Below are 26,357 nucleotides of genomic sequence, written 5' to 3' on the forward strand. Positions count from 1 at the left end.
GCTACGCGCTCCTTCCAGCGCCTCTGGCGCAACCGCATTCGCATTGGTTTTCTTCAACATCAACCACTCCAGTTTGGATCACACGTTTTACCCCAAATCTGTGTCCAAAAAAACCGGAGGCGCCGCATGCAACGCTCGCAGCATTCTCGATGCGCGGGACAATCTGATCCGGATCAGCGAATACGCACCTTGGCGTTGCTATTTCGGAGTTCGACGAACACTTCTCGTCGCGTTGTTTGCGCCAGCCACCGACGGTCGTGCCGCTAGATCAGTTTTGACCAGGACGCGCTCGAGGGGCGCTCCAGATAACCGTCGAACACCATGGCCACTGCGCGCACGAAGAACCGGCCTTTTGGGCGAATCGAGATGCCGTTTCCATCGATGCTCACCAGTCCCGCCTCCCGGTATGGTTCCAGCGCGGTAAGCTCACTTGAGAAATAGCGGACGAAGTCGATCCGATGCGCTAGCGAGATCGCAGCGAAATTCAGCGGCACGCTGCACATGAGCATCATGATCACCTCCCGACGCAACGCATCGTCAGGCGATAGGGCAATTCCGCGTTCGACCGGCAGCCGGCCTTCGTCGAGTGATCGGTAGTAGCTTTGCAACGAGCTCGTCGACTGACTGTAAGCGCTGCCGATCTTGCCGATGGCCGACACACCGAAGCCGACCAGATCGCACTCCGCGTACGTCGTGTAGCCTTGGAAATTGCGGTGGAGGCTACCGTTGCGCAACGCAATGCTCAGCTCGTCGTCGGGTCTGGCGAAATGGTCGAGACCGATATAGATGTATCCGGCATCGAGGAAGCGCTGGGCCGAGAGCATAAATATGCGCAGGCGCTCCTCGGTCGATGGCAATCGGGCTGCGTCAATTAATCGCTGGGCCTTGAAGCGGTCTGGCAGGTGCGCGTAGTTGTAGAGCGCGACGCGATCGGGCGCCAGCCGGATCACCTCGTCCAGTGTGTGGGCAAAGCTGGCGACAGTCTGCTGTGGCAAACCGTAGATCAGGTCGACGTTAATTGAGGAAAATCCCGCATCGCGTGCGCCGCTGAGTGCGCGTTCCACCACATCGAGTGGCTGGATGCGATTGACAGCCTGCTGGACGTTGGTAGCAAAGTCCTGTACGCCGAAGCTCGCTCGGTTGAAGCCGAGGCGCGCGAGTGGTGAAAGCGTTTTAGTGCTGACGGTTCGCGGGTCAATTTCGATGGCGAGTTCTGCGTCGATCGAGAACGCGAAGCGGTTCTGCAGTTGCTGGACAAGCTCTTCGAGCTCGGCAACAGGGAAGAAGGTCGGCGTTCCACCTCCCAGATGCAGCTGCACGGTTCGCCGGTCAGGTCCGAGATGTGCCGCGACCAGGTCCATCTCACGAACGAGGTAGCTCAGATATCGAGCGCTGCAGCCATGGTCGTGCGTAATGACCTTGTTGCATGCGCAGAAGTAGCAGAGTGATCTGCAAAACGGCAGATGAACATATAGCGAGAGCGGCGGATTATTCTCGGCAGTAGCACGAGCGGCAAGCTGACGTTCGTATGCCCGCTCCTCGAACCCGGGGTGAAATCGATCTGCGGTGGGATATGAGGTGTAGCGAGGCCCCGAACGGTCGAAGTGGCGAACCACCTCCGCGGGAATCTCCGGACTGTCAGGCGCTCGGGATGCCGCTTCCCGCATCCGCGCGCGCTGCTTCGGCTGATAGTGTGCTTCGCGGTGTATTCGTTTCTTCATCCCCATCTCCAGAACCTTCTGCGCGGACAGCGCGGCGAACACGACTGCCCCGATTGTCCTGCATGGAGCCTGGAAAGCGCTGATCTGTATCAATACGAGGTGTCGTGAGCGCGATAGTCCTGTGTAGGTGAGAGGCGAGGCGCGGGACGTGTTCGTGATATACACGGACGTTCGTTCTGGAATAGCGCTACGCTCAGGCGCGCAATCTCGCGAAGGCGGCCGCCTGAAATTACGTGCCTGCGACCGGGCAACGGGACGGCACGCCCCTGCGAGCTCGTGTTGATGTTCGCACCCGCCAGATTGATCTCAACTGCGAAGCATCGCGCATGGCTGTGCCGTTCGGCGGCTGCAGCCAGTCCGGCAATGGCTGCGAAATCGGTGTCTCCGAGTGCGAGAAACATCTTGGGTACCAGTCAATACGGTTGAAGGCATGAAGGCCAATAGTCCGGCCTCAAGGCTCCCGCTATCCCGACATTCCCACGCGTGACCCGATGTCGCATCTTGACTTCGGGCTCGGGACCGGTTGATCTTGCGCAAGGCCCACCCTGATTTGCGCGTCGACAATTCCCCGCATACATCAAAAAGGGGAAAGCGATGAAGCACATGATTAAGGCCGTGATGATCGTGGCAAGCCTGTGCGCTACCGGTTTGTTCGAAGTGCGGGCATACGCGGATGACGTAAGCGCGAACGGAAGCACGATGGCAGGCGAGGTGCCGGCGGGTGGGATCCACGCCGGTGACGTGCTCGTGCGTCTGCGTGCCATCTCGATCGAGCCGGAAGTACACACCAGCGGCACGTTGTCGTCGCTCGGCGTGGGTGTCAATAACGCACTCGTGCCGGAGTTGGACCTGACCTATATGATCCGCGACGCGATCGGCATCGAGCTGATTCTCGGCACCTCGCGCCACCACGTGACGTCTGACCTCGGCGATCTGGGTGGCGTGAACGTGCTGCCACCGACGCTGCTGCTGCAATATCACTTCAACCATGCTGGCATGATCCGACCGTATGTCGGCGCGGGAGTCAACTACACGTACTTCTACAACGACGGCCTGAGCACGGGCTCCGAAGGCATCCAGGTGTCACGCAGCAGCTTCGGTCCGGCGGTGCAGGCTGGCGTCGACGCGCAGATCACGAAGACCGTCTTTCTCAACGCGGATATCAAGAAGATCTGGATGCACACGGACGCCTCGGTCGGCGGCAGTTCGTTGGGCCGACTGGACATCGACCCACTGGTACTGGGAATAGGCGTCGGGATGAAGTTCTAGCGAGCGCAGCGGGTGTCCCATTCCGTTGTCTAGTGCGCACGCTGCTCAGGCTGGTCGCCGATCCGGCTGTGCGTTACCAGGACGACTTCACTGCCATCGACATGGCGGCGAGCCTCGACTGCCTGCAACTGCTGCGTCAAACCTGAAAACCCCGGCAATGGCCCACCTCACCCAAAAACCCGGCTGCTCCGGCAATGCGCGCCAGAAAGCCCTGCTGCGCATAGCCGGCCACACACTCGACGTGCGCAACCTACTGAGCTGGCTCTGGATCGCCGCACGCTGCGGGCCTTCATGGCGCCGCGGCCGGTCAGCGAGAGGTTCTACCGCGCGGCACCGCGCATCAAGTCGAGCGAAGTGGTGCCGGAAACGATCGACGCCAATGTCGCCCTGGCGCTGTTGCTGGCCGAGCCGCTGCTGATCCGCCGGCCGCTGATGCAATGCGACGAGCGCCGCATGGTCGGCTTCAATGCGGCCTTGGCGAACACCTGGATCGGGCTCGGCGCGCAAGCACCGGCCCCGGACATGCCGTACGAAGGCTGCGCCGCAATGACGGACCACAGCTCGCACCAACGGGCGATCCGCTGCGCCCCATCCACCTGAAACGGAGATCTGATCACTATGCCCCTGTACGACTACCGCTGCGCGGCCTGCGGCCACGCATTCGAAACGCTGGTGCGCGCCGGCCACACGCCCGTCTGCCCGCAATGCGGCGGCACCGCGCTGGACAAGCAGGTCAGCGCACCGGCCTCGCCCGGCAAGAGCCGCGCGATCATCTCCTGTGCGCGGCGTCAGGCAGCGCGCGAAGGGCACCTCAGCAACTATTCGCCGGCCGAGCGCCGCAAGCTGCTGCGCTGAACCCAACGGGGAATCGCGCTGTCGATGTAGATGAGCCTCGAGGGCGCCTACGGGATGGCACTCAGTCTCACCGTCTTCATGGCCGGCACGCTGGATCAGGCCACCGCCGACAGCCTGCTGGAACGCGCGAAGGGCATCTGCCCGTATCTCGACGCGTGGCTTCGCAACATTGCGTCAGCACGGCCGCCCTCGCGCTCGCGCGCTTCGATGACCACGACGGAAACGTCCTGCGCATGCAGTACGCGCGCCAGCGCGAGGCCGCGTAGACCCGCGCCGACGATGGCCACGTCGACCACCAGCGATTCGACCGCGGTCATCTCGCCGCTCAGACGAAGTCAGCAGTTCGATGGTCACCGGCTCTTCGGCCAGCACGGCTTGACAGGCGAGGCGCAACTTGGAGCCGACGCCGACGAGCCTATCGAGCTTGTCGTTTTCGAGCCGCTGGATCTTCGACAGGCTCTTGCGCCCTTCCTGTACGAACAGGTGGCAAGATCCGCAGTCGGCCTTGCCGTTGCACTTGTGCTCGATGCTCTCGCCTACGGCGAGCAGTGCCTGCAGCAGGGTCGCGCCGGCGGCAACGTCGTAGGTCTTGCCAGAAGGCAGTACGGTCATTGTGGTCATGATGGCGATCTTGATAAAAGGCTACGGATAAAGAACGATGAATAGCGGCCACGCTTCACGCGGCCAGTGCGGGTTGCAAGGCATCCACCAACGCTTCGGCGAACCCGCCCAGCGGCATCGCGATGCACGTGATGCCCTGCTCTTCGAGAAAGCGCGCCTCCATACGCGTCGGTTCGTCGGGCAGCACGGCCCAGTGCATGTCGGAGGAGCGCTTCATGATCTGGCGCGCGAAACTGCGTGTGAGCTGGTCATCGAAACGACAGCCCAGAAACAAAAAACTGCGACCGCTGCGCCACGCCTGCACGGCGGGCGGAATGGGCGTCTGGATATCGATCTCGGTCATGACTTCGACGAAATCGCTTTCAGAGACCAGGTAGTTAGAGGCCGGCGCATGGCCGCCGATCGGCTTGTAGAGCAGCGCGCCCGAGGCCGGCACGTCATCCAGCAACGCGCCGTCTGCGCTATAGGCCGCGAACCAATGGCCGAAATGCTCGGCCTGCGACAGCCCCTGCAACTGCGCCCAGCCGCCCTGCGGCCGCGCCTGCGCCAGCGCGCAGGCGAAGGTGTCGTCGTCCCAGCTGTCGACAACCAGCCCGGCGCCGATCGCCGCCAGCGCGCAATGCAGTGCCGACGGCGTCGGAGTCATGCCGAAGGCCTCATTCATGACGCTCACCAGCGACCTGCGATGCTTGAAGTTTTCGATGAACTGCGCCGCCTGGGTCAGCCAGGTGCGGATCTTGTGCAGCACGCTGACCTTGGCCGTGATGATTTCGGCGAGCGCGAGCGGCGTGGCAGGGACGGCCGTATCGGGGCACAGCGCGAGCAGCGCTGGTCCCAGGTACGGAATGACGCCGCCCGCACACAGGCGTTCGGCGATGGTCTGGACTGAAACGGTCATGGAGTGCGCCTCACAGATAAATCGCGGCGCCGGCGCCCACGTTGGTCGCGGTGTCTTTCAGCGTCTTGACGATGTACTTGACCTGGTCGGTGTCGAGTAGCGTGTGCAGCGGCAGCGCCAGCGCGCGATCGCCGATGCGCTCGGTGTCGGGCAACAGGCCGCTCTTGCGGCCGATCGCATCGCCCGCGTTCATGTAGTGGAACTGCTGATGCAGCGGATGGCTGTAGGCCACCGTCTCAATGCCGCAAGATTTCATGTCGTCGATCATTTGGGCGCGCGCGCTCTGCGTGAAACGCTTGCCCAAATGCACAACATAGAGCATCCAGTGCACTTCTTCGACGTCCTCGGCCACGTAGGCCGGCTTGATCCCTTCGAAGCTTTGCATCTCTTCGTGATACCAGGTCTCGACCTGCTTTCGCTGCGCGAGGCGCGTGTCGAGTTCGGCCAGTTGCGCGAGACCGAGCGCGGCGGTCAGATCACTGATGCCCGCCTGCAGCGGCACCCGCGAGCCGACCGAGACGGACGCGCGGTCCGTGACGCGCCGCTCGCGCAGATAGCGCAGTTCATGGACGAGTTCGTCATCGTCGGTGACGAGCATGCCGCCCGCTCCTGTGCACAGCGCGGACGGGCTGGAGAAGTCGAACACTGATACGTCGCCGAAACAGCCGACGTTGCGGCCCCGGTAGCGCGAGCCCAACGCCTCAGTACTGTCTTCGATCAGCCGCAAGCGTTGCGCGTCGGCCAATTCGCGCAGCAGCGCCCACGCGGCCGGGTGGCCGTTGGTATTGCCGGCGAGGATCGCGCGCGTGCGAGGGCCGATCTTCTGCGCGGCTTTTTCGGCGCTCAGACAACCGCTCCAGTAGTCGATGTCGGCGAACACCGGCACGGCTCCCGCCAGCGTGATCGCCTGCGCCACCTGATGCCAGGTGTGCGACGCGCAGACCACCTCGTCTCCCGGGCCGATCCCCGTCGCGCGCAACGCAATCCAGGTGGCGAGCGTGCCGCTCGCGACCGCGACCGCATACTCCCGGCCAACCCAGCCCGCAAACGCGCGCTCGAACGAATCAAGCATCGGCCCGTCGCTCCAACGCGAGGATTGCAGCACCGCGTTGACGAGATCGATCTCGCGCGCCGCGCAAGCCGGTTCGCTCAGCGCGATCTCATCGATTTCCATGCGCCTTGTCCTCGGTCAGGATCAACGCATCGGCCTCTTCAGGTCGCTGCGTGATGGACCTGCAATGCCCGGCCGACATCGCGAAATAGATACTGCGCACACCGAACCGAAGCGCTGCTGTCTCGTCGCGCATCACCGTTGCGCTGACATGCATTGTGCGCACCTCGGGATAACGTTCGTGCCATTGCGCGGCGGCGTCGCGTAGCGTCGGTGCCGTGCGGAGCAGGTCTGCCGCGAAGTCCAATTGCTCGGCGTTCAGGCTCATCTCACTCCTCCACGCCAGCAATGCGCCGCGCTTCGACAGTGATGGGCAGCGGCGTATCGTCGGCCATCGCGGGCAATTCGAGTTGCCAGCCGTTCGCGAGCGTGACGAGACCGCCCCACATCCCGGGCTGCGCCATCGCGACAATGGGCTCTTCCAGGTCCTTCTTTGGCACGTAGGCGCTCAGCGCGCCCTTGCTGTCCTTGCGGATCATGACTTTCATGGTTGCGGACTCCGGAGATTGATGACAGGTTCAAACCAGGTTCAAGCGGGATGCGCTGCTTCCTCCAGCGGTGGACGAAGCAACGGTGGCAGATCGGCGAGCACGTACTCAATGTCCTGCGCCGTAGTGATTTCGCCGAGCGACAGCCGCACCGCCGCGTGCAGCCAGCGCACGCATCAGCTTCAGGTGCGCTGCATGTTCGATCGCGCTGAATACGCCACGGTGCGGGCCCTCCGGCGCCGCCGCGTGCAGCCCGCACACGGCCAGGTGATTGGCTTCGGTGGCGCCGTTGGCGAAGCGCAACTCTGCGGGCTTGCAACCGAGCGCTCGCGCGATCGTCGCGCGGGCCGCAGCGAGCGTGCCCTTCGCCTGATGCCCGACGGCATGCTGCGACGACGCGTTGCCCCACACATCCGTCAGGATGGACAGCATCGCCTGCCACGGCGGAGGCTGGCGGCATGGTCGCGTTGTGGTCGGGATAGATCGTCGCCCGGCTCCGTTAGTTTGCTTCACGGCCAGAACACGCATTCGCGATCGATGCACAGCGTGTCCAGCAGCTCGGCCAGATCGGTGCTCTCATGCTGGGGCATCCATCGGTGCGACGCATGATCGCGCGCGCTCAGGTGCCACATACCGTCTTCATCGCGCGTGAGCCAGGCTATGTCGATCATCCCGCCATTCGCGTCGACATTGCGGGAGCAGCACGGGCTCTCGACACGGAACCCCTGCCCATCGCGCAGCACGCGCGGCAGCACATAGCGGTAGCGGGTACGCTCGCGCAACGCTTGCTCGATCTGGCGCTGGGTCAGGTCGAAGGGGCGGCCCGCGCGCAAACCGTCGCGCGGCGGCGCCGCTTCTGGCGCGCTCGCCTGAACCGTCATGACATGGCTCCTTCTTCGGGTAGCAGCCCGGCGGGTGCGGGCGCAATTTCATTCTCCGTGCATCCGACGACACAGTTGCCGAACTCCACCAGATAGACCGGCTCGCCGCTCTCAACCACCTGGCCGACGTTGACGATTTCGCCGACCGTACCCGCCTCGGCCAGACAATCGTCCTGGCCGCGCTCCGGAAAGCTGCCGTCGTTGCACAGGTCATCCAGCGCGATCACGCGCATGCCCCACTGATAAGCAGGCTGAACCGGTTCGATACTCATGCTGACGGCTCCTGCGGTTGCGACGTTTCCGGCTGGACCCGCGTGCCGATCTTGTGCAGCGCTTCGGCCCGCTCGCCCAAGCCTTGCAGCACGTCGTCGGGCAGGTTGTCGAGCGTGCATAGCTCTTTCGCGCGCATGCCGACACGGTGGCCGCTCTCGACGAAATACACCGCGTAGATATAGAACTGCTGAAGGAAGGTGTCGATGCTGGTGACGTAGCCAATCTCGCCCTTGTTCACCAGCACTTCGCCGATGTCCTTGCCGTTGTAGGTGCCGTCGTTGCGGATCACCGCGCGTGCGATCACGCGCTCGCCGTAGTTGAAGCGCGGGGGAAACGCGACCTCGATCAGGTCGTCGTCGCGGTTGATGTCAGCCATGCTTCACTCCTGCTGATCGTTGCGTCTGTCCGGTGGTCATCAGGTTAGCGACCTCGCCCGACTGCCGGCGCTGCCGCGCGAGCGCGCGCACCTCTTCGTCCGCGTCATCCACCAGCGACGCCACGATTTCGCCAGCGGCGCGCCGCGCGACTTCCCAGCGCACTCGCCAATCGGGATCGAACGCGAGGCGCGATAGCAGCGTCGCGGGCAGCCGCTCGGCGACGATGCTGCGTACCTCGGCCTCGCTGTCGTCGGTAATACGCAGCAGCGCAGGCATCTCAAGACGCTCTGCCAGTCGCATCCGGACTACGCGATCAGGGTCGCCGATCATCTGCGGCAGCAGCGCGAGCGGCAGACGCTGCGCCACCCATTCGCGCACGCCGTAGTCGGAATCGCCCCGCATGCCGACCAATGCAGCAGGCGACAGGCGCTGCACCACGAGAATCCGCACCTCGCGATGTGGATCGTGGATCAGGCGCGCCAATTGCGCCTGCGGCAATCGCAACGCGAGCTGCAGCCGGACCATCTAGTCCGGGTCGCCGAGCAATGCGGGCAGACAAAACACACCAGCGTGACTCGCTGGCCCGCAACCGTGCTCCGCCGGCAACTCGCGGAACCGCACATACCCGCAGCCGGCGCAGTCGAGCGGGCCGCCCTGCCAGTGGCGCGGTGCAATGTCGCCGCCCGGTACGCGCACGTTCTGTACGCTCATGGTTGCGTCCCCGTCCAGCCGCGCGTCGGATACTCACTCAGCGCATCCATTGCATCGTCGGACCCGACGCCGGTCTCATGACGATCCAAGACCTGCGAAAGCAGCGCGCCCCCCACCCGGTCTTCGGGATCGAGCCGGCGCAATTCGCGCAGTAGCATGCGCGCTTCTTCAAAGTCGCCGAGACGCATGTTGAGGTACGCGAGGCCTTTCAGAGTGAACAGATAAAAACGCGCGGCCGCGTCATAACGCGTGGTCACGATCGCGGCAGCAAGCGGTTCGTCGCCGAAATCTGAGCCCAGCGCGGTGCGGGCGACCGCCAGCGCGTCTTCGCCGATCGCACGCGCCTGCGCCAATTGATGGCCGTAGAAGTAAAAACGGTACAGCGCGATCAACGGCACCGGATGGCGCGGCGCGGCGGCGCGGGCGCGTTGCAACAGCGCGAGCGCCTCGTCGCGGCGCTCGCGCAACCGACCCGCCTCGGCGATCAATGCATTGACGCCCGACGGCAAGCCGCCGCCAATCGCCCTTTGCGCAAACGCGGTCATTGCGTCGTCGAGGGCACGGTCGCCGGAGTCCATCGCCATCGCTCCTCTTCAGGAGATCTGACGCGGCAGCGGCGGCCGCCCGCGGCCAATCGCGCTGACATCGATGGTCGCCAGGCCCGGCGGCGCCGACTCCGCACTGCTGCTGCAACCACAAGCGGCCTGGTTCGGATTGAAGAAGATCAAGCCGGACTGGGTTGGCGTGTCGGCGAAATCGATCGTTATGCCTTCGAGCATCAGCCGGCTCTCAGCCGGCAGGAATACGCGCAGGCCGTTGATGTCGAGCTCCTGTTCGCCTGGTTGCAGCGCCGGCTCGGCGGTGAATTCCGCGGTATAGCCGGAACAGCCGCCGGCGCTCACCACCAGACGAAAGCCGGCGCCAGCCGGCAGGCCCGAAAAGCGCACGATACGACGCATGAACTTCTCGGCGGCGCTCGTAACAGTTACGTTGGACAGCATGATGCGTAGTCTCCTGATGGATCAATGGCCGGCCCGGCCACGAGCCAGACTCAAACCTGAACGATGCAGCCGTCCACGGGACACACGGCGACGCACTGCGGGTCGTCGAAGTGGCCTTCGCATTCGGTGCATTTCTTGGGGTCGATCGCGAACACGCCGCTTTTCTCGATGATCGCGACATTGGGGCATTCCGGTTCGCAGGCCGAGCATCCCGTACAGGTGGACGCAATAATCTTCAGAGGCATGGAGGCTCTCCTGTTGTCCTGTCTGGAAGGGTGTGGGGTTGTCACGCCGCTGAGGCTGACGAGGTGTAAGCACCCTGGCGGATCGAAGCATCGCCGCGGTCCCGGTGCACGATGGCGCCGCTGGCGATGCGACTGCGGTAGTCGTTGAACCAAGCAAGCACCGCTTTTTCGATAAATTCGCCGACGTACTGATCGACCGGCTCGATGCCCGCTTGTGCAAGTTCGTCCTTCGGGCAGGCGCCGATCTTCGCGACCAGCACCGCGTGGCAGTCGTGGAGCGCGCGCACGACCGACGGTAGTTGCTCGTCGTCGCCGTATCCGCCCCGGCAATACAGGTCCACCCGGCGATGGCCGACGAACAGCGCTTCGGCTGCCGAGACCTCGAAGATCTGAAACTCCGTGACGTGGCCGAAGTGCTCGTTGACCCGGCCGCCGCCCTTCGTTGCGACCGCGACCAGCACCTTAATGTCGTCGGCGACGTCGATCTCGCGAGAGACAGCCAGCGCTTCTTGCTTCGCGTCGTGCTGCGCCTGACGCTCGGCTTCGACGCGCTGCTGGTATTCACGGCGGCGGACGAGGTCGTAGACCACTTCCATCTGCTCGATCTTGTCGAGCGTGAAATCCTCGCTGCGGTCCTCGCCCAGCAGGCCAACCGCATCCGCGCGGCACTGGCGGCAATGACGCATCAGGTTGGCGCCGCCCATGCAGGCGTCCTGCACGGCCTTGAGTTCCTGCGCAGTCGGTCCGCGCTGGCCGCTCAGGCCAAAGTGAGTGCCGTGCTCGGGCTCCGAGATCAGCGGCATGATGTTATGCAGGAACGCGCCGCGTTTCTTGACGTCGCGGTTGACCTCGATCAGGTGCTCCTCGTTGATGCCGGGAATCAGCACCGAGTTGATCTTGGTCAGCACGCCGCGTGCGGTGAGCATCTCGAGACCCTTCATCTGCCGGTCATGAAGGATGCAGGCTGCTTCGTAACCGGTCACGCGCTCGTGCTTCCAGAAAATCCACGGATAAATTTTCTCGCCCACCGCCGGGTCGACCATGTTGATGGTAATTGTCACGTGGTCGATGTTGTACTTGCAGATTTCGTCCACGAGGTCGGGCAACGCCAGGCCATTGGTCGACAGGCACAGCTTGATGTCCGGCGCCTGTTCCTGCAGCATCCGGAACGTCTCAAAGGTCTTCTTCGGGCTCGCCAGCGAATCACCGGGACCGGCGATGCCAAGCACCGTCATCTGCGGAATCTCGCTTGCGACCGCCACGACCTTCTTCACTGCCTGTTGCGGCGTTAGCTTCTGAGAGACCACGCCGGGACGCGACTCGTTCGCGCAGTCGTATTTGCGGTTGCAGTAGTTGCACTGGACGTTGCAAGCCGGCGCCACCGCCACATGCATGCGCGCATAGTGATGATGGGCTTCTTCCGAGTAGCACGGGTGATTCTTGACCTTCTCCCAGATGTCCGGCGGCATGTCGTCGAGACTACCCGACGCGCCGCAGCTGGTCCTACCCTCGCCACCGTGCGTGCCGCAGCCGCCACCGGTGGACGGGTCTTCGATCTTCACGCCGAGCGATTTAATCTGCCCGACGCTGATGTAGGCCGCTGCGGGCAAGTCGCTCGCATTTGAACTCGCTTGCATGGATATCTCCTCGCAACCAACGGCGGCCGCGCGCAAGCCATAGAGCCAGATCCATGCCACTCGACAAGAACGCCAGGAATCAACGGGTTAGGATATATTTCGCAGTTCTGTTTGATCCCGGCGCGCGACGTATCCCTACAATTTCGTTGCGTCGTGTCGGTGTTGCGACAAATCTCACACGACCCGGACAGCATGTTCTGAACCAGCGAGGCCTGAAACGACGGCGAGATATCGCCGATCTCGTCAAGGAACAGCCTACCGCCGTGCGCCAGTTCGAAGCAGCGCTTACTTGGCCCCTCCGCGCCGGTGAACGCACCGTTCTCGTGGCCGAACAGCCCGCTTTCCCGCAGGCACTCCATCAACGCCGCGCAATTGTCGCGACGAACGACTCGCTGCTATCTGGACCGCGCCACCCATGCGAACAGGAGCGCCGGTTCATCGTTCACGTTGGGCACGATCACCCCAATGCCGCTCCTTCACGCGCGGCCGACGGTGCCTTCGCCGGGCCGGAACTGAAGACCCTACTGCTCGTCACGCGAAAGACCCGTAGCGCTCAGGCCGCGCAGTTGCCCGTCCGATTCGGCCAGCACCACAAAGGCGCGCCGCCACTCCATCGTCTGCACAAGATAGTTCAGGGACTCGCGGAAGGCTTTCGCCACATCGAGCGACGAAACCAGCGTCTTGCTCACCTAGTAGATGCCGTCCAGCGCTTGCCGGGCAACGCTTGCCTGAATGTTCACCATTGACTTCCCCTTCGTGCGCTGAGCGCTTTCGATGTACCAGCGCAAGGCGCACGATCGACGCAAAGACACAGCGTTTGAAGTAAGCGCATTTCTACGCAAGCCATCGCGCATGGCAATCCCGCGCGCGTAACGACAAATCCGACAAAAAGAACGGCGGCAATCCTCACTCGTCGGGCGCATCGACACAAAAACAACAGCGAAACAACAGCGGCCCAGCTGAAAGAGGCCACTAGAGCGTGAAAATCCACTGGCATGGAAGTTGCCCTGAAGGTCGCATTACCCCGCTTTCAGGAGCCTGCGATGTCGGATTTCCAACGCGTCAGTACCGGTCTCGCCATGTTCGAAGCAGCGCTCCAGCCGGGCGCCGTGCTTGCGTCGGTGATGTTCGTCAACAACAAGACGGGCGTGATCCAGGACATCGCCGCAATCGGCGCGCCCCGCCGCGCCCGGGGCATTCGGCCGCACGTGGATAGCGCGCAGGCCGCCGGCAAGGTGCCGATCGATCTCGCCGCTCTGCCGGTCGATCTGATGTCGTCCTCGGCTCACAAGATCGACGGCTCCAAAGACATTGGCGCGCTGTATGTGGAGCTCCGGCCGCGCATGCGGATCGCGTGCCAAATGCACGGCGGCGTCCACGAGCGCGGCATGGGCTCGGGGACGTTGTGCACGCATCAGATCCTCGAGGAACTGCCATTGCCGCCGGTCGAGATCCACTGCTCGATTCTCGCCGAGGACGCGATCAAGGCGGCCGTGTCTGACTTTCGCTCGCGCCAGACGATTCGAGGCGCAGCAGCCGACGACCTGTAATTCGCCGAGCAACCGACCTGCTCGTCTAACCCGAAGTGAGTCCATTCAAGCCTGAGAGGAACCTCCATGGAAACGCTCACCCAACCGACTTCCGCCACACCCGGCGTCATGCCCCGTCTACTCGAATTCACGCCTCAGGCCGCTGCGAAAGTGGCTTCGCTGATCGAGGAGGAAGGCAATCCCAACCTGAAGCTGCGGCTGTACGTGTCCGGCGGCGGCTGTTCGGGCTTCCAGTACGGCTTCGCGTTCGACGACCAGGTGGCGGACGACGACATGCAGACCGTCACGGACGGCGTCACGCTGCTGGTCGATTCGATGAGCCAGCAATACCTGCCCGGCGCGCGCGTCGACTACGAAGACGGCCTGGAAGGTTCGCGCTTCGTCATTCACAACCCCAATGCGCAGAGCACCTGTGGCTGCGGCAGTTCGTTTTCCGTGTGAGGCAATCATGAAAATCTCACTGACTGGCGCCTCCCGACGAGGAGAACAACCAGTTCGACAATGCGTGAGGCCTCGACGTGCAATCGCGTCTCGCGTGCTGCGTGAAGCTGCGCGACGCCGACCTGACGATCGAACGGCCGCCACATACGCGCGAGCTCGCGCGTGAGCATTGAGGGCATGCGTCCTTAGCGCTGTGCGGCCTCTTCAAGCGCCATAGCGGTCATCGCCGCGAGCGCATAGCCGCGCTGATAGCCGCCGCCTGTGTTTATCTTCCCGCATCGCCGTTGCTATGGATAGCCAATCCATACAGCGTTTGCATCGCGCCGACCGCGTCCGCACGTCCTGGCTGACCACGCCCATCGCATCGCATCGCTTTCTGCAGCGCCGTGTTCATCGCTACACCTGGCTGTTCGAAACAGGACATTCGCGACAGGTCTTCGTTGGAACCGCTTCATCACAGCGCCAGCGAACACCGGAAAGCCCCGCGGCAAGCGGCTATTCGCACTAACCGTGCATGGCGCAGTACTTGCACACCGTATGATCAAATGCCTAAAGGACAACTTCCCGTGTCGAATCCGGTCATCAACGACACCACACTGCGCGACGGCGAACAGACCGCTGGCGTCGCATTCACGGTTGCCGAAAAATGCGCGATTGCCGAGGCGCTCTCAAGCGCCGGCGTACCCGAACTGGAGATCGGTATCCCCGCGATGGGTGCCGAGGAAATCGATTGCATCCAGACCATCGTCGCGCTGAATCTCGACGCCGATCTGATGGTCTGGGGCCGCCTCACCGACGCGGACTTGGCGTCGGCCTTGTGCTGCAATCCCGACATCATTCACCTGTCGATTCCCGTGTCCGATATCCACCTTCAACACAAATTGCGCCAGCCGCGCTCGTGGGTGCTCGCGCAGGTGAATCGCGTGGTCAGCGCCGCCGTCAAAAGCGGCCGCAAGGTTTCGCTGGGCGCGGAGGATGCCTCGCGCGCGGACCCCGCGTTCCTTGCCGACGTGGCGCGGCACGCGCAACGGTGCGGTGCGCAGCGCATCCGCTTTGCGGACACGCTCGGCGTCCTCGATCCTTTTTCGACCTATGAAGCGATTGCGCGATTGCACGACGCGGTCGATCTGGAAATCGAAATCCACGCGCACAACGACCTCGGACTCGCGACCGCGAACACCCTTGCCGCACTGCGCGCCGGCGCAACCCACTCCAACACCACTGTCAATGGTCTCGGCGAACGCGCCGGAAATGCCGCGCTGGAGGAGATCGTGATGGGCGTGCGCCATATCATGGGTCGCAACACCGGCGTCGACACGACCGCGCTGTTGAGCATCTCGCGGCTTGTCGAACGGGCTTCAGGACGCCCGGTCGCGCTGAACAAAAGCATTGTCGGCGCCAGCGTATTCACGCACGAGTCCGGCATCCACACAGACGGGCTCGCGAAGAATGCATCGACCTACGAGAGCTTCGATCCCGCCGAACTCGGTCGCGAACGCTCGGTCGTGCTCGGCAAGCATTCGGGTTCGCAAAGCGTGCGCCGGGCTTATGACGCGCTCGGCCTGGCCGTCAGTGAAAAGCTGCTCGTGCTGCTGCTGACCCGTATCCGCCACCATGCCACCCAGCACAAGCAAACGCCCAGCGCCGCCGACCTGTATCGCTTCCTGATCGAGTTGCGCTACACCGTCGGAGAATTGTCATGAGCGGCGCTGTGGTCGGCTTCACGAAGTGCGTCGCGCAACCCGAACAGTCCGGCACGACGACGCCGTGCGCCACCAGCGGCGCCTGCGACAAGTACTTCGCCGAGCCGACGTTCTGTCCACACCTATCCTCATCCGCTTGCAAGGAGTAAACGTGATGGAAAGCTTTGTCCAGCAACTCAAGGCGCTGTCCTCAGCCGAGGACTTCCTGCAGTTCTTCGGCATTCCGTTCGACCAGAAGGTCGTCAACGTGAGTCGACTGCACATCCTGAAGCGCTTCTTTCAGTACATCCAGCAACAGGACGCGCTGCCGGAAGGCGACGAACCCGCCCTGTTCGCGTCATATCACGCGCTGCTGCTGAAGGCTTACGGCGACTTCGTCACCTCCACGCCGGCGCAGGAAAAAGTGTTCAAGGTGTTCCGGGACACAAATGGACGACAGCACGTTTCACTCGACAGTCTGCGCGCGTCGCTGCCCGCGCGCACCCTTGCCTGACAGGTGGAGCAAGACCATGCACATCGTTAAGACCATGCACATTGTCGTCTGCATCAAGCAGGTCCCGGACTCGACGCAGATCCGCGTTCATCCGGTCACCAACACGATCATGCGCCAGGGTGTTCCGGCGATCGTCAACCCGTATGACCTGTTTTCACTCGAAGAGGCGCTGCGACTGAAGGACCGCTTCGGCGGCAAGGTCACGTTGCTTTGCATGGGCCCGCCGCAGGCCGAGGAAGCGCTGCGCAAGTGCATCAGCTTCGGCGCGGACGACGCCGTGCTGCTCACCGACCGTGCATTCGCTGGCGCGGATACGCTCGCTACGTCGTACGCGCTGGCAGCGGGTATCCAGCAGATCGCGAAGGAGCAGGCGGTGGACATCGTGTTCACTGGCAAGCAGACGATCGACGGCGACACCGCGCAAGTCGGCCCCGGTATCGCCAAACGCCTCGGGCTCCAACTGCTGACCTACGTGTCGCGCATCGTCGAGACCGCTCTCGACGCGCGCACGATCACCGTCGAGCGCCGCGCCGAGGGCGGCGTGCACGTGCTCAGGACTGCGCTGCCGTGCCTGATCACAATGCTGGAGAACACCAACGAACTGCGTTTTGCGACGCTGCCCGCGATGATTCATGCGGCCGGCTACCCGGTGCGCAAATGGAACTGCGAACAGGCCGGCATCGAGGACCTCAGCAAGATCGGCCTGAAGGGCTCGCCGACAGCGGTCAGAAAAGTCTTTGGACCGACGCCGCGCAGCGAGAAAGCGGAGATGCTCGACCTCGACGCATCGAGTCTGCGCGACGTGTCGGTGAACCTGCTGCAAAAGATCTTCACGCGCCATCCAACCCTGGAAGCTGACCTGCTGATGAAGGAGGGGTCATGAACGCACCCGCCGCCCCCGCGAAGAAACCCGTCGGCCGCGCAGGACGCAACCTCGAACTGCCGGAACACCTGAAGGCCTACAAAGGCGTCTGGGTCTTTATCGAGCACGACCGTGGACACGTCCACAGCGTCTCGTGGGAACTGCTCGGTGAAGCGCGCAAATTGGCCGACACGCTCGGCAGCCGAGTGGGCATCGCGGTGCTCGGCGGCGCGAATGAACCGCTCGAACAGTTCGCCGCAGAAGCCTTCACTTACGGCGCGGACGATGCGTACATCGTCCACGACCCGGTCTTGCAAGGCTATCGCAACGAGCCGTTCACGAAAGGGCTGACTGACCTCGTCAACCGGCATCAGCCCGAGATCCTGCTGCTGGGTGCGACGTCGATGGGCCGAGACCTCGCCGGCTCCGTAGCGACGACCTTGCTGACCGGGCTGACCGCCGATTGCACCGAACTCAACATCGATCCCGCGTCGCGGGCGCTGGCGGCGACGCGCCCCACCTTCGGCGGCTCGCTGTTGTGCACGATCATGACGCTCGCGTACCGTCCGCAGATGGCGACGGTGCGCCCGCGCGTGATGCCGATGCCGCTGCGCGACGCCGAACGCACCGGCAACATCGTCCATGGAACGCTGGGGATGATCGAGACGGACATCGTCACGAGGCTGCTCGACTTTATCCCGGATGCGAGCAGCAACCGGATCAACCTTCCCTATGCCGATGTGATCGTGAGCGGCGGCAAGGGGTTGAAGAGCCCGGAGAACTTCCAGCTGGCGTTCGAACTGGCGAACGTGCTCGGCGGCGAAGTGGGTGCGACCCGGCCATGCGTGCAGGCCGGCTGGGTCGAGGGGGAGCGCCAGGTGGGACAGACCGGCAAGACGGTGCGGCCCAAGCTCTACATCGCCGCCGGCATATCCGGCGCGATCCAGCACCGCGTGGGCATGGAAAGCGCAGACGTGATCGTGGCGATCAACACCGACCCGAACGCACCCATCTTCGATTTTGCACACTACGGGATTGTCGGCAATGCGTTGCAAGTGTTGCCCGCGCTGAAGCAGGCTTTTGTGGAGCATTTGACCCGGCGCCGCGAGCAGGCTGCCTGAGGAGAATCACGATGAGAAAACCTTCACAGTTCGATGTGATTGTGGTCGGCGCCGGTCCGTCCGGCAACGCTGCCGCTTACACGCTGGCCAAGGCAGGTCTGGAAGTGCTGCAGATCGAGCGCGGCGAATATCCGGGCAGCAAAAACGTTCAGGGTGCGATCCTGTACGCGAAGGCGCTCGAAGAGATCATCCCGGATTTCCGCGACGATGCGCCGCTGGAGCGCCACATCATCGAGCAGCGGATGTGGATGCTCGACGATACGTCGTTTGTCGGTACGCATGTGCGCAGCGAGGATTACAACAAGCCGCCCTATAACCGCTACACGATCATCCGCGCGCAGTTCGACAAGTGGTTTTCATCGAAAGTGCGCGAAGCCGGCGCACTGCTGCTCTGCGAGACCACGGTGAAGGAACTGATCATGGACGGCGACCGGGTGGTCGGCGTGCAGTGCGACCGCGAGCACGGCGATGTCTATGCCGACGTGGTGGTGCTCGCCGACGGCGTGAATTCGACGCTCGCGCGCAAGGCGGGCTTTCATGGAGAGATCGGGGCCGGCAACGTTGCGCTCGCCGTCAAGGAGATTCTCTTCATGCCAGAGGAGACGATCCGCCAGCGCTTCAACGTCGGCGAGGACGACGGCGTCGTGATCGAGATGGTCGGCAGGATCACCGACGGCATGATGGGCACTGGCTTCCTCTATACCAACAAGGAATCGCTCACCATAGGCGTGGGCTGCATGCTGAGCGACTTCAAGAAAAACCCCAACCGCACGAGCCCCTACGTGCTCCTCGAAAAGATGAAGCAGCACCCGTCGATCGCACCGCTGATTGCGGGCGGCGAGATGAAGGAGTATTGCGCGCATCTGATTCCCGAAGGCGGTTTTCACGCAATCCCGCAGGTCTACGGCAACGGCTGGATGATCGTTGGTGATTCAGGCGGTTTCGTGAACGCTGCGCACCGAGAAGGATCGAATCTCGCGATGACCACGGGACGCCTCGCCGCCGAAACGGTGATCCACGCGAAAGCCGCGGGCCACGGCTACCGCGCCGGCACGCTCAAGGCCTACAAGGCCGCGCTCGATCAGAGCTTCGTGATGAAAGACCTGCACAAGTACCGCGACATGCCGGCCGTGCTGCACCAGAATCCGCAGTTCTTTACGACCTACCCCGACCTCATGGCGCGCGCCGCGCGCACGATGATCACAGTCGACGGTAAGGACAAGAAAAGCAAGGAGCGCGAGATTTTTTCGAGCTTCCGCACAGCCCGTTCGCTTTCCGGCATCGTGGGTGACGCCTACAAACTCCTGAGGGCCTTCCGATGAGCACCCTACCCGTCAACGTAGAGGAAAAGCTGTTCCAGAACCGTTATCGCGTCGATGCAGGACGGCCGCACGTCCACATCAAGGATGCCGACGTCTGCCAGAGCGAATGCAGCGAGAAGAGTTGCACCTTCGTCTGCCCGGCCTCGTGCTACAAGGCCGAAGGCAACGGCGCGGTGACGCTGATCACCGACGGCTGCCTCGAATGCGGCAGTTGCCGCATCCTCTGTACCGACCACCAAAATATCGAGTGGGACTACCCGCGCGGTGGTCACGGCATCCTGTTCAAGTTCGGTTGAGGAACATCGTCATGGCCAGACCAGAACGACATGTGTTTGCTTGCACCGAGAACCGGCCGCCGCCGCATCCGCGGGGCGCCTGCGCGGGCGGCAAGGGCTCGACCGCGCTGCTGAAGGCCTTCTGGGCGGAACAGCGGAAACGCCAGGCGCCCGATACCGTCGCGATCACGTGTTCGGGCCGCCTCGGCCCGTGCGATCAGGGCGCGCACCTGCTCGTCTATCCCGACGCGGTGCTCTACAGGGGCGTGACGATGGCCGACGTGGAGAAAATCTTCACGCGTCACCTCGGAGGCGGCGAACCGGTGCAGCGCCTCATCGCTGCGGAGACGGTGTGGTGAACCTGCTGTCCGGGGTCGAGTCGACCGAACTGTTCGGCGGCGAGGTGTCGGCCGCCGTGCGGCGCCTCATCGAAGGCCTGCACGGCGCGCCGGCCGAGCAGATCGTCGCGGTCCTGTGGAGCGTCACGCTGACCTCTCCGCAAAGCCTTGCCGCCTACTATCTGCTCTACAAGTTCCATGCCGGACGCTGCGAACTCGACGAGGCAGAGCACGCGGCCCATCTGGGACTAATAGCAGCTGCGCATGCCGCCGGGTTGAACGAGAACTGGCAGATGGTACAAGCCGGCGACGCGAACTTCCACGCGCCCGGTCCCGCCTGCTTCTGGCTGTTCACGCTAAAGGCGCTCGCCTTCATCGGCCTGCGGCGCGGCGAACGCGAAACCGCCACACAGTTGAGCGCACAACTACGGCAGCTCGATCCGGCGGATCACCTCGGCTTGGCCGTAGTGGAAGCGTTGCTGCAACGGTCAGTCTGAGGAGACTCACGATGTCCAAACGGCCCGCCATCGCATCGTTGGCCGACGACAATCTGGCAGCCGGCGGCGTGGCAGCAGTCGACCGTGCGCTGACCCTGCTGGCTGCCTTCGGCAACGGCACGTCCGTGCTGTCATTGAGCGCGCTCGCGGAACGCACGCGCATGTACAAGAGCACCGTGCTACGCCTGCTCGCGTCGCTGGAACATGCGCATCTCGTGGTGCACCGGCGCCGATGGGTGCTACGTGCTGGGGTCCGGCGTCGCAAGGCTGCATGCCGTCTATGCGCAATCGTCCTCCAGCGAGTCGCTGGTGATGCCCGTGCTGCAGGAACTGGTGGCCGCAACCCGTGAAAGCGCCGCGTTTCACGTACGTCAAGGTGCGCAACGGCTATGCCTGTATCGCGTCGACTCGCCACAGTCTGTGCGAGATCACATCCGCGTGGGCGAGCTACTGCCGCTGGATCGTGGCACAGGACGTCGGGTGTTGCAAGCCTACTGCCACAAGGGCGACGAGGCACTCGGTCAACAGATCCACCGCCAGGAGGTCATCGCACTAGCAGGAGACCTCGATCCGCAATTGGCAGGTATCGCCGCGCCGGTGTCCGGCCCGTCCGGACAACTCGCCGGTGTCACTACGCTGACCATGCCCCGCGAGAGACTGGACTCCGCTTGGGCGGAGACAGTGAGGAATTCCGGGCGAACTCTCACACGATACCTTGGCGGAATCAAGCCCGTCCAGGCAGACGGGTAGTGATGCGTGCGGAACGAACTTGGGTTGTTAATCGCTTTTACTGAATGTCTTAATGTTGGCCATTGCGGCCAGCCGCGGTCGATTCCAACTTCGACTCAACGAATGTCAGTACATGGACGCCGCCGATTTGCCAAGTTTTCAATCGGTGATGATGGGTAGATAGATTGCAACCGTACATTCGGACTTTCAAGGTGGCTGTGCCGCTGTTCCTGACGGGTTTTCGCTGATCGGTTCCCCGTCGCTTTCGCGCACTCGACGGTGCTCGGACATTCCCGGGCTTTGCCGACCACGCTCTAACCTGTCGTGCCATCCACGATCGCGATCGTGCCAACGTCCACGTCAAATCCAGATTTGACTTGTCCGAGCCATTCGCCTCAGTCGCGATGTCGCGGCCCCGACACGCCGCAAGTCCGACAGTCCTTTCAGAGACGCTTGATCTCGACACCGTATTTCCTCAGCGCGTAGCCAATCTGGCGCGGCGTCAGTCCAAGCAGCCGCGCCGCCTTTGCCTGCACCCAGCCGGATCTTTCCATGGCGGCGATGAGACGCTCGCGGTTGGTCATCTTCGCATCACTTCCGAGGACTGCGCCGCCAGCCGCTAACGGTTCCAGCTCGCTGCCGACAGGCTGAACCGCAACTGCGCCCGACGTAGCAGCCTCAGCCCGCGGCGTAGCCGGCTTCACGGGCACTGGTACGATTGGCCCGGGCTGCAGCGCCATCTCGTCCGATCCGCTCTTCCACAGCATCGCGGAAAGGCACTGGCCGTGGCAGCAGGCAAAGTCGTTTCTCACGATCGATAGTCCCGGCGCCAAGGTCGCGCTCCGCTGCACGCAATTCTCGAGCTCGCGGACATTGCCGGGAAAACCGCAGTTCATCAATACTTCAATCGCACTCGCATCGAAGGTCAGCGTACGGCCGTTCTCGCTGTTGAAATTCTTGAGAAACTCAACGGCGAGGAGCGGAATATCACTGCGCCTTTCACGCAACGGCGGCAGCAGCAAGGGAACCACGCTGACGCGATAATAAAGGTCGGCGCGGAACTCGTTCCTTGCCACCGCGTCTTCCAGGTTCTTATTCGTGGCGGCAATCACGCGAACATCGACCTTAATGGTCTGGTTGCTGCCGACGCGCTCGAATTCTTGCTCCTGCAGGACGCGCAGCAGCTTTGCCTGGAACGAGGCCGAGATCTCGCCGATCTCGTCCAGAAACAGCGTCCCCTTGTCGGCGAGCTCGAAGCGCCCCTTGCGCGAATTGAAGGCGCTGGTAAAGGCACCCTTCTCATGACCGAACAATTCGGATTCCAGCACCGTCTCAGGGAGCGCCGCGCAATTGAGCTTGATGAAGGGCCGCTTGGCTCGCGGCGACAGCTCGTGAAGGGCCTTGGCGACCAGCTCCTTCCCGGTACCGGATTCCCCGCGCAACAGAACTGTGCTGTTCGATTTGGCTACCACCGCGATCTTCTTGAGCAGGCCGCGCAGCGCCGGGCTGTCGCCAATGATCCCCTCGACCTGAAACTTCTTACGCTCCTGCGCAGGGTACTTGAGCTCGGACAATTGTTTTTGCAGCCCGTCCCTCGCCGCCATCAGTCGCTCGCGGTCGCTCTTGAATAAGCGATGCAGCTTCACCGTCTGCCCCACCAGGTTGGCGATCATGGTAAGCAGCCGCACGTCGTAATCGAGCCGGAAGTTCGCCGCATTATCCAGGATGCGGTCGATGGTCAGCGTGCCCACGACTTTCGCGTCGATGCGAATAGGAACGCCGATGAACGACACTCGCATGTTGTCGGAAGCACCGAGCACGCCCATGTCAGCGGCACTGAAGCCCGAATGCACCGCTACGTTCTCGGCGACGAGCGGCCTGTCCGTCGCCATGATCTGGCCAATTGCCTTCTGTGGCAGGCGCATCCGGTAGCGCTCATCGCTGCCTTCGCTCCAGCCGGCGCCAACGGTAATGTCCGGTACGCCATCATCGTCGAAGAGAGAGACGATACCGAGCCGCATCTGCACAAACGATTGCAGGAGATCGACGACGTTGGCCAACATGACTTCGAGCCGGCAGGAGGCGGTGAGTACCTTCGATATTTCCAAGATGCCGGTAAGCGCACTCTCGTACCACTGCACAATAGGGACCGCGTGGTCCGTCTCGGACTTTGAGCTAGGCCTTTCGCGTACAGAAGCGATATGCAGCATGACGACGTCTCCGTTGTTGTGACCATCCTCCCTGTCACCTTGTCCGAATTTACGAGTATTGTGTTGCATATCATCCTCGATCTCGCGCCCAATTTCACGGACTGACTTCAAGAGATAACGCCTGTTCATGGCAGGACGGTGAAACTATAGTGCCTTGATTTACTCATTTTCTCCTTTTGCCATCTCGCCGCGCGGATTCCGCCAGGAACGCGAGTCCCATTGATCTCGCTCAAACCAACTGCGATTTGTCTACTCCGGGTGCAGCCGATTACAGGTGTCGTCCATCATTGATTGCTACCTCAGTCTGGTTCGATATGCCGATGACTTTTTGATCACCGGTTACTCGAAAGAGTTGCTGGAAGACGAGGTCAAGCCACTGGTCGAAGTCTTTCTGCAGGAGCGCGGACTGACGCTCTCCCTGGAAAAGACCAGGATCACGCACATCTCGCAAGGGTTCGACTTCCTCGGGCAGAACATTCGAAAATATCCGAACGGCAAGCTACGCATCAAGCCATCAAAAAAGAATGTTCAAACGTTTCTGATGAAAGTGCGCGCAGTAATCAACGACAATGCATCGGCCGAACAGGTCAATCTCATCGGCCTGCTCAACCCGATCATCGATGGCTGGTCGAACTATCATCGATACGTGGTCTCGAAAGAAGTCTACAGCGCAGTCGACACTACCATCTGGCAGGCGTTGTGGAAGTGGTGCTGCGGGCGGCATCCGAGCAAGGGCGCACGATGGATCAGAGCGCGATACTTCCATCGTGAAGGAACGCGGCACTGAGTATTGTCCGCGATACTGGTGAACTAACGGCAGAAGGGAACCCAGGACGATTGAGGCTACGCAAAGCATCCGACGTCCCAATCCGGCGACATACGCAAGGCCGTGGAGAAGCCAATCCCTTCGACCCGGCATGGGAACGCTACTCCGAAGACCGCTATGGTTTGAAAGGTGAACACCCTGTCGGGCCGGGGACAACTGTTCCGCCTCAGGTTGGACCAGGAACGGGCTTGCGTCGTATGTCAGCAGCGCATCACAGCGGTGACGGGATGGCACGTTCATCACATCGTTCGTCGTGTGGACGGAGGATCGAGTGCGAGGGCCAATCACGAACGGATTGGACAAGCGATGCGATTCATGAAACAACCGAAACCTGTCAGCGTTGGAAGCCGCTTTCTTACCTCAGGCAGAAAGACGAGCGACCTTGTTCAATCCGGCGAAGTCGAGGACGCGGATTTCTTTGCCGTTCACGGTGATGAGCCTCTCCCTCTGGAACCTCGACAACATCCGGCTGACCGTCTCCAGCTTCAACCCGAGAAAGCTGCCGGTCTCCTCGCGCGTCATTCGCAAGATGAATTCGGTCGGCGAATAGGCGCGTGCCCGCCAACGCCGCGAGAGATCCAGAAGAAACGACGCAACCCGCTCGTCGGCCGCCATCGTGCCGAGCAGCGTACTGAGGCCGCCTTGCCGCACGAGTTCCGCGCTGAGCATTCGGTAGACGTGACCCTGCACCGCTTTGACTTCCCGGCTCAGCAACTCGAGCAGATCGAACGGCATCACGCATACGCTGCTGTCTTCAAGGGCGATGGCGTCGCTTGCATAGTGGCCGGTAGCGATGCCGTCCAAGCCCATCGGCTCTCCGGCAACGTAAAACCCGGTGACCTGGCACCGCCCGTCCGGAAGCAGCGAGAGCTTCTTGAACGATCCCGTGCGAACCGCATAGACTTTGCAGAATGAATCGCCCGCGCGGTGCAATGCTTCGCCTTTTCTCACGTGGCGATAGCTGAGAACGAGGTCGTCCATTTGCCGGTCGCAGGCGAGCTCATCGGGGTTCACCGCGCAAAACGGACGCATCGTGCAGGTCTTACATGACGTGCCACTCGAACCCATTGGCTTCGTCCGCGAAGCCGTTGCCGAAGGCCGAAACGTGTCGGTCTGTGGTGCGGTAAGGCGATTGTGCGCAATTGCCATGTGATTCTCCTTACTCAATCGATGTCCAAGTTTGTTTCACAAACCCGTCTTTGTCATCCCGAAATTACGCGGCTAACTATCGCACAACTGAATCGAGGCAAACCATGATCCAGATCAAGGAAAGCAGACCGATCCGTCGGGGCGACAAGTGTCCCCGAGTTTGATCGGGTTCGGGCATCGGTTTGGGTGCCCGGAAGCTATCGCCGTCAAGCACGATGCGGTAGGCGCCGTGGCGTAGACGGTCGAGCGTAGCGGCACCGAAGATGCGGTCGCCGGCGAATGCCTCGCCCCACTCGCTGAAGTCAAGGTTGCTGGTGAGAATGGTCGCGGCGGCCTCATACCGCTCCGCAATCAGGTCGTCGAAGTCTTCATCCTGCGGCGAGCCCAGCGGCTTGAGCGCAAGGTCATCGACGATCAGGACCGGTACGCTTGCAAGCTGCTTGAGCTTTCGCTCGTAGGTGCCGGTCGCGTGCGCTGCCTGCAGACTGTTCAGTAACTTAGTTTGCGTCGGGAACACGACATCACGCCCCTGTCGGGCGGCGCAATTGTCGAGTGCCTGAGCCAGGTGATCTCGTACCGACTGTCAACGCTTATTCGTGGCGTCGGAACGAGGCTCTACGCTGGTTCTGGCATGGGCTGGTTCCTGCGAGACTGGCGGACTTCGAGCGGCACGGTGAATCGCTCAACGACGAT

30 protein-coding genes and 6 pseudogenes are annotated in these 26,357 nt (G+C 62.5%); 16 read left to right on the plus strand and 20 right to left on the minus strand.

From position 1 onward, the window contains the following. Window positions 1–263: 263 nt before the first annotated feature. Window positions 264–1,667, minus strand: a complete 1,404-nt coding sequence (hemN, locus tag F6X42_RS37005) for an oxygen-independent coproporphyrinogen III oxidase (RefSeq protein ID WP_187638868.1) — start codon at window positions 1,665–1,667, stop codon at window positions 264–266. Between the two features lie 648 nt (window positions 1,668–2,315). Between hemN and F6X42_RS37010 the strand changes: the two genes are divergently transcribed. The 3 genes from F6X42_RS37010 to F6X42_RS37020 all read left to right on the plus strand — a co-directional run bounded on the left by F6X42_RS37010 (window position 2,316) and on the right by F6X42_RS37020 (window position 3,845). Then, a complete protein-coding gene (locus tag F6X42_RS37010) occupies window positions 2,316–2,990 on the plus strand; it encodes an OmpW/AlkL family protein (protein WP_187638853.1) in 675 nt (224 codons plus the stop codon). Between the two features lie 291 nt (window positions 2,991–3,281). Next, a complete protein-coding gene (locus F6X42_RS37015; protein WP_312892992.1) occupies window positions 3,282–3,590 on the plus strand; it encodes an ArsC/Spx/MgsR family protein in 309 nt (102 codons plus the stop codon). 18 nt (window positions 3,591–3,608) lie between these two features. Then, window positions 3,609–3,845 (plus strand): FmdB family zinc ribbon protein, encoded by a 237-nt coding sequence (locus F6X42_RS37020; RefSeq protein ID WP_018423182.1) that lies wholly within the window; start codon window positions 3,609–3,611, stop codon window positions 3,843–3,845. Between the two features lie 333 nt (window positions 3,846–4,178). Here the strand turns inward: F6X42_RS37020 and F6X42_RS37030 are convergent. The 16 genes and pseudogenes from F6X42_RS37030 to F6X42_RS44700 form a co-directional block, all read right to left on the minus strand. Next, window positions 4,179–4,466, minus strand: a pseudogene (locus F6X42_RS37030) (2Fe-2S iron-sulfur cluster-binding protein); the annotation flags it as partial. 55 nt (window positions 4,467–4,521) lie between these two features. After that, window positions 4,522–5,364: an SIR2 family NAD-dependent protein deacylase gene (locus F6X42_RS37035; protein WP_187638855.1), complete on the minus strand. Its 843-nt coding sequence runs from the start codon at window positions 5,362–5,364 to the stop codon at window positions 4,522–4,524. A gap of 10 nt (window positions 5,365–5,374) precedes the next feature. Beyond that, a complete protein-coding gene (locus F6X42_RS37040) occupies window positions 5,375–6,538 on the minus strand; it encodes a DegT/DnrJ/EryC1/StrS family aminotransferase (protein ID WP_184072326.1) in 1,164 nt (387 codons plus the stop codon). Next, window positions 6,525–6,803 carry a hypothetical protein gene (locus tag F6X42_RS37045; RefSeq protein WP_133667160.1) on the minus strand — a complete coding sequence of 93 codons (279 nt, stop codon included), beginning with the start codon at window positions 6,801–6,803 and terminating at the stop codon, window positions 6,525–6,527. Before F6X42_RS37045 ends, F6X42_RS37040 begins: the two co-directional genes overlap by 14 nt. A gap of 1 nt (window position 6,804) precedes the next feature. Further along, a complete protein-coding gene (gene nifT, locus F6X42_RS37050; RefSeq protein WP_007177241.1) occupies window positions 6,805–7,023 on the minus strand; it encodes a putative nitrogen fixation protein NifT in 219 nt (72 codons plus the stop codon). A gap of 108 nt (window positions 7,024–7,131) precedes the next feature. After that, window positions 7,132–7,455, minus strand: a complete 324-nt coding sequence (locus F6X42_RS37055; protein ID WP_246530419.1) for an aminotransferase class V-fold PLP-dependent enzyme — start codon at window positions 7,453–7,455, stop codon at window positions 7,132–7,134. Window positions 7,456–7,532: 77 nt separating this feature from the next. Next, window positions 7,533–7,904, minus strand: coding sequence for a DUF3024 domain-containing protein (locus tag F6X42_RS37060; protein WP_187638856.1), 372 nt, complete (start codon window positions 7,902–7,904; stop codon window positions 7,533–7,535). Next, the gene (locus F6X42_RS37065) at window positions 7,901–8,176 is read right to left on the minus strand and encodes a nitrogen fixation protein NifZ (protein ID WP_027193759.1); all 276 of its coding nucleotides are present in this window, start codon (window positions 8,174–8,176) and stop codon (window positions 7,901–7,903) included. Before F6X42_RS37065 ends, F6X42_RS37060 begins: the two co-directional genes overlap by 4 nt. After that, window positions 8,173–8,553 (minus strand): nitrogen fixation protein NifZ, encoded by a 381-nt coding sequence (locus F6X42_RS37070; RefSeq protein ID WP_184053466.1) that lies wholly within the window; start codon window positions 8,551–8,553, stop codon window positions 8,173–8,175. The genes F6X42_RS37065 and F6X42_RS37070 overlap by 4 nt, the downstream gene beginning before the upstream one ends. Continuing rightward, window positions 8,546–9,265, minus strand: a pseudogene (locus F6X42_RS37075) (4Fe4S-binding leucine-rich repeat protein). The gene F6X42_RS37070 and the pseudogene F6X42_RS37075 overlap by 8 nt, the downstream one beginning before the upstream one ends. Next, window positions 9,262–9,843 carry a hypothetical protein gene (locus F6X42_RS37080; protein ID WP_187638857.1) on the minus strand — a complete coding sequence of 194 codons (582 nt, stop codon included), beginning with the start codon at window positions 9,841–9,843 and terminating at the stop codon, window positions 9,262–9,264. The pseudogene F6X42_RS37075 and the gene F6X42_RS37080 overlap by 4 nt, the downstream one beginning before the upstream one ends. A gap of 15 nt (window positions 9,844–9,858) precedes the next feature. Then, entirely contained in the window at window positions 9,859–10,266 is a 408-nt protein-coding gene (locus F6X42_RS37085; protein WP_187638858.1) for a HesB/IscA family protein, read from the minus strand. Between the two features lie 50 nt (window positions 10,267–10,316). Continuing rightward, window positions 10,317–10,511 (minus strand): 4Fe-4S binding protein, encoded by a 195-nt coding sequence (locus tag F6X42_RS37090; protein WP_071336676.1) that lies wholly within the window; start codon window positions 10,509–10,511, stop codon window positions 10,317–10,319. Window positions 10,512–10,552: 41 nt separating this feature from the next. Next, entirely contained in the window at window positions 10,553–12,148 is a 1,596-nt protein-coding gene (nifB, locus tag F6X42_RS37095; RefSeq protein WP_187638859.1) for a nitrogenase cofactor biosynthesis protein NifB, read from the minus strand. After that, a pseudogene (locus tag F6X42_RS45425) lies at window positions 12,070–12,522 on the minus strand (sigma 54-interacting transcriptional regulator); the annotation flags it as partial. The pseudogene F6X42_RS45425 and the gene nifB, both read right to left, overlap by 79 nt. Before the next feature lie 147 nt (window positions 12,523–12,669). Then, window positions 12,670–12,837, minus strand: a complete 168-nt coding sequence (locus tag F6X42_RS44700; protein WP_246530420.1) for a hypothetical protein — start codon at window positions 12,835–12,837, stop codon at window positions 12,670–12,672. Window positions 12,838–13,221: 384 nt separating this feature from the next. On the opposite strand from F6X42_RS44700, the pseudogene F6X42_RS44705 reads away from it, so the two are divergent. From F6X42_RS44705 to F6X42_RS37165, 12 genes and pseudogenes are all read left to right on the plus strand, one after another. Continuing rightward, a pseudogene (locus F6X42_RS44705) lies at window positions 13,222–13,698 on the plus strand (aminotransferase class V-fold PLP-dependent enzyme); the annotation flags it as partial. A 66-nt stretch (window positions 13,699–13,764) separates the two neighbouring features. Continuing rightward, a complete protein-coding gene (gene erpA / locus F6X42_RS37110; protein ID WP_187638861.1) occupies window positions 13,765–14,139 on the plus strand; it encodes an iron-sulfur cluster insertion protein ErpA in 375 nt (124 codons plus the stop codon). Between the two features lie 566 nt (window positions 14,140–14,705). Beyond that, window positions 14,706–15,842 carry a homocitrate synthase gene (gene nifV, locus F6X42_RS37120; protein ID WP_187638862.1) on the plus strand — a complete coding sequence of 379 codons (1,137 nt, stop codon included), beginning with the start codon at window positions 14,706–14,708 and terminating at the stop codon, window positions 15,840–15,842. Then, window positions 15,839–15,991 (plus strand): hypothetical protein, encoded by a 153-nt coding sequence (locus F6X42_RS37125; RefSeq protein ID WP_154671662.1) that lies wholly within the window; start codon window positions 15,839–15,841, stop codon window positions 15,989–15,991. The genes nifV and F6X42_RS37125 overlap by 4 nt, the downstream gene beginning before the upstream one ends. A gap of 5 nt (window positions 15,992–15,996) precedes the next feature. After that, window positions 15,997–16,335: a nitrogenase stabilizing/protective protein NifW gene (gene nifW / locus F6X42_RS37130; protein ID WP_184072306.1), complete on the plus strand. Its 339-nt coding sequence runs from the start codon at window positions 15,997–15,999 to the stop codon at window positions 16,333–16,335. Window positions 16,336–16,369: 34 nt separating this feature from the next. Then, the gene (locus tag F6X42_RS37135; protein WP_187638869.1) at window positions 16,370–17,218 is read left to right on the plus strand and encodes an electron transfer flavoprotein subunit beta/FixA family protein; all 849 of its coding nucleotides are present in this window, start codon (window positions 16,370–16,372) and stop codon (window positions 17,216–17,218) included. Further along, window positions 17,215–18,318 (plus strand): electron transfer flavoprotein subunit alpha/FixB family protein, encoded by a 1,104-nt coding sequence (locus F6X42_RS37140; protein WP_187638863.1) that lies wholly within the window; start codon window positions 17,215–17,217, stop codon window positions 18,316–18,318. The genes F6X42_RS37135 and F6X42_RS37140 overlap by 4 nt, the downstream gene beginning before the upstream one ends. An 11-nt stretch (window positions 18,319–18,329) precedes the next feature. Next, the gene (locus F6X42_RS37145) at window positions 18,330–19,640 is read left to right on the plus strand and encodes an FAD-dependent oxidoreductase (protein WP_187638864.1); all 1,311 of its coding nucleotides are present in this window, start codon (window positions 18,330–18,332) and stop codon (window positions 19,638–19,640) included. Beyond that, window positions 19,637–19,936: a ferredoxin family protein gene (locus F6X42_RS37150; RefSeq protein ID WP_132373986.1), complete on the plus strand. Its 300-nt coding sequence runs from the start codon at window positions 19,637–19,639 to the stop codon at window positions 19,934–19,936. Before F6X42_RS37145 ends, F6X42_RS37150 begins: the two co-directional genes overlap by 4 nt. 11 nt (window positions 19,937–19,947) lie before the next feature. Further along, a complete protein-coding gene (locus tag F6X42_RS37155) occupies window positions 19,948–20,274 on the plus strand; it encodes a (2Fe-2S) ferredoxin domain-containing protein (protein ID WP_187638865.1) in 327 nt (108 codons plus the stop codon). Continuing rightward, the gene (locus tag F6X42_RS37160) at window positions 20,271–20,750 is read left to right on the plus strand and encodes a hypothetical protein (protein ID WP_187638866.1); all 480 of its coding nucleotides are present in this window, start codon (window positions 20,271–20,273) and stop codon (window positions 20,748–20,750) included. The genes F6X42_RS37155 and F6X42_RS37160 overlap by 4 nt, the downstream gene beginning before the upstream one ends. 11 nt (window positions 20,751–20,761) lie before the next feature. Next, a pseudogene (locus F6X42_RS37165) lies at window positions 20,762–21,500 on the plus strand (IclR family transcriptional regulator). A gap of 422 nt (window positions 21,501–21,922) precedes the next feature. Here F6X42_RS37165 and nifA read toward each other — a convergent pair. Further along, entirely contained in the window at window positions 21,923–23,758 is a 1,836-nt protein-coding gene (gene nifA / locus F6X42_RS37170) for a nif-specific transcriptional activator NifA (RefSeq protein ID WP_246530421.1), read from the minus strand. A 205-nt stretch (window positions 23,759–23,963) separates the two neighbouring features. On the opposite strand from nifA, the gene F6X42_RS37175 reads away from it, so the two are divergent. Then, complete coding sequence (locus tag F6X42_RS37175; RefSeq protein WP_187638867.1) at window positions 23,964–24,476, plus strand: group II intron maturase-specific domain-containing protein; 513 nt, start codon at window positions 23,964–23,966, stop codon at window positions 24,474–24,476. A gap of 399 nt (window positions 24,477–24,875) precedes the next feature. Here F6X42_RS37175 and F6X42_RS37180 read toward each other — a convergent pair whose 3' ends face one another. Beyond that, the gene (locus tag F6X42_RS37180; protein WP_246530422.1) at window positions 24,876–25,664 is read right to left on the minus strand and encodes a helix-turn-helix domain-containing protein; all 789 of its coding nucleotides are present in this window, start codon (window positions 25,662–25,664) and stop codon (window positions 24,876–24,878) included. A 76-nt stretch (window positions 25,665–25,740) separates the two neighbouring features. Further along, window positions 25,741–26,238, minus strand: a pseudogene (locus F6X42_RS37185) (ATP-binding protein); the annotation flags it as partial. Window positions 26,239–26,357 lie beyond the last annotated feature (119 nt).

The organism is Paraburkholderia podalyriae (genome assembly GCF_014397785.1).
Lineage (GTDB): Bacteria > Pseudomonadota > Gammaproteobacteria > Burkholderiales > Burkholderiaceae > Paraburkholderia > Paraburkholderia podalyriae.